This window comes from Leptotrichia sp. oral taxon 215 str. W9775 (genome assembly GCF_000469505.1).
Taxonomy (GTDB): domain Bacteria; phylum Fusobacteriota; class Fusobacteriia; order Fusobacteriales; family Leptotrichiaceae; genus Leptotrichia_A.
This window is the reverse complement of the sequence record NZ_KI272825.1, coordinates 1-2,398: the sequence shown is the minus strand read 5'-3', so window position 1 is coordinate 2,398 and position 2,398 is coordinate 1. Positions and strand designations below refer to the sequence as shown.

The following is a 2,398-nucleotide window of genomic DNA, read 5'->3' as shown; positions in this document are numbered from 1 at the left end:
GGCTTTCAAGCTTTACTGTTCCTCCAGGTGTACCATCATTTATAAAGACACTGTCCTTCCTCATATATTCGGTACCTTTTGAGGTATTTTCAACAGTAGCGACTTCCCTGTTTGTATTTCCTGCTTTATTCATTTTAAACTGTTTTAATACAAAGCCGTTGACCGCCCTGCTGACCAATATATCTGTTGGCAGCTTTACTGCTAAATTTTCAGTCTTTTGACGTTGGTTAACTTCTTCTGATGTACCATACTGTACCTCTCCAGGAGTATATCTGTCTGCAAAATCTCCTAAAAAACTTCCTAGCCCCAGTTTTACTAAGTATTTTTTTATAAAATAATTATTAATAAAAGATCTTAGTTATTACTCATTATAAGCAACTGAAATTTCTTTTTTTATTGTAGCTATTTTGCCTTCATTTTCTATTACAAACTCTAAATCAAATCCTTTTTCCATATAGATAGATGTGGTAATTTCATATTTTTCGTTTTTTGAACCTAAAATGTCAGTTATTTCTTTATCTATTGAATAAATAAATTCTTTTTTATCAATATCAATATATTTGGCATCTTTTAAACTATCAATTCCCAATCTTTCATTTACAATAATTTCACCAATTTTTTTATCTTTATAATAAACTATTATTTTTTTCAATTCCATTTTATTGTATATTTTTTTTAATTTTATAATAATATTTTTAAAATAATCAATTTCAATATCTTCAACTTCAAAAATCTTTTCTTTATTGTCAGAATAAAAAAACGAAACTGAGTAAAATCCTTCTTTTTTTATTTTTTTTGAATTATTAAAATAAAGAAATACGGCTAACATAATTAAGAATGCTATTATTTTTTTCATTTTATCTCCTAATATTCATTTGAGGTATTACTGCTTCAAAATTTAATTTCAATAAATTATTTAATTGTTCTTTAAAATTATCTAAAAAGTGACGGTCAGATGCATACTCCATTGCTTCTTTTAAACCTATAGAATTATACCCTCTTGATGCTGCCCAAATTTTTATATCTCCATAATTATCAGATACCACTTTTCCTACTAAAGATAATTCTATTCTTTTTAATACACTACTTTTATCATCTGGTCCTGTTCCCCAATTTAACCAATAAATTATATCTTTCCCATGTTTAGTTTTATCCGGATCTTTATCATTCATATAAGTAACTGTATTAAAACTTCCTCTATTATAATAATCATTCACAAGGTTTTCTCTAGAATCTAAAACTATTTCCTTTCCATTATTATTGTTTACGTATTTTACATTTACATCTTCCCCAATATAAATTTTCCCATTTCTAATATTATGCAAAACCGCTTCACTGTCTTTAATTCTTGTATAATTTTTTTTATTCATTTTAAATTCTTCTAAGGTCACATGATTGTTAGCCTGCATATAATAATAATTCATTTTTGATACATATTCACTTGCATAAGGTGATGTCAAATTAATCTCGTTATATTTTTTTAAATCGAAATTAGCGTATTTTTTACCAAATACTTTAGCAAAAGCTTCATTAACCTTTTTTTCATCTTTTATAGTTCTATCTTTGATATATCTTTCAGGTACAATGATCTTATCACTCGTAACCTCACTATTAACATCCATTACGGCATCTGCAAACCTATCTGTGCTTATGCTCTCTGTCTTTCCTTCACGTCCCCGTTTCATCATGTCATCATAAGCCAGTTCTCCTGCTACCGTCGCTTTCAGTCTGCCTTCTTCATTCGGCTTACCTTTCTCATTCTTAAGGTCTTCCGATATCTTCCATTCCCTTGCTATCCCTGCACGTATTTTTAAGTCATCTTCCATTCCCTTATACACAAATATCTTGTTTGTAATCTCGTCATAGAATACTCCGGGAATTTTTCCATCCTTAAGTGTCTTTTCCACTCTCTGTCTTACTTTTATCGGAAGATTAGGGTCATACGGGTCATATTTTTCTATCGCAGCTATACCAAGTTCCTTAAGTACATCAGGTGAATTAAGGTCTTCCGCTTTCGCTATACTTTCCATCTGAGGTGCCGTCTTTACCCTTATCACAGCTTCCTTGATTTCATTTATTGCTCTTCTTTCAGGGTCTCCAATATCTTCTTTCCCACCATTTACAATATTCTCTATGGATTTTAATACTGTTTCCCCTGTTGCTTTTCCTTCAAGTATTGCTACTTCCAGATCTTCCTTGAACTTTGCCGGGTTTGAAATATATTCTATAACCTGTGGCTCTACATTAATATTTGTTCTGCTATGAGTGTCCTTCGTTACTTCATTGGCTTTTTCTAAGTCCCTGTTTATTGGACTTCCTTCGGCTTCTGCTATCTCAACATCTCCAACTACTGTGTTTCTTGTGATTCCTTGCTTATCCCTGCTGTCCTGATTAAAGC

1 protein-coding gene and 1 pseudogene are annotated in these 2,398 nt (G+C 30.8%); both read right to left on the bottom strand.

Annotated features, from left to right (window positions below):
• Nucleotides 1-361 precede the first annotated feature (361 nt).
• Complete coding sequence (locus tag HMPREF1984_RS01010; RefSeq protein WP_021766000.1) at nt 362-856, bottom strand: hypothetical protein; 495 nt, start codon at nt 854-856, stop codon at nt 362-364.
• 1 nt (nt 857) lies between these two features.
• A pseudogene (locus HMPREF1984_RS11455) lies at nt 858-2,398 on the bottom strand (hypothetical protein); the annotation flags it as partial.

Excerpts from the sequence above, each read along its gene's own strand:
- HMPREF1984_RS01010 (WP_021766000.1), bottom strand. The coding sequence starts at position 856 with ATGAAAAAAATAATAGCATTCTTAATTATGTTAGCCGTATTTCTTTAT.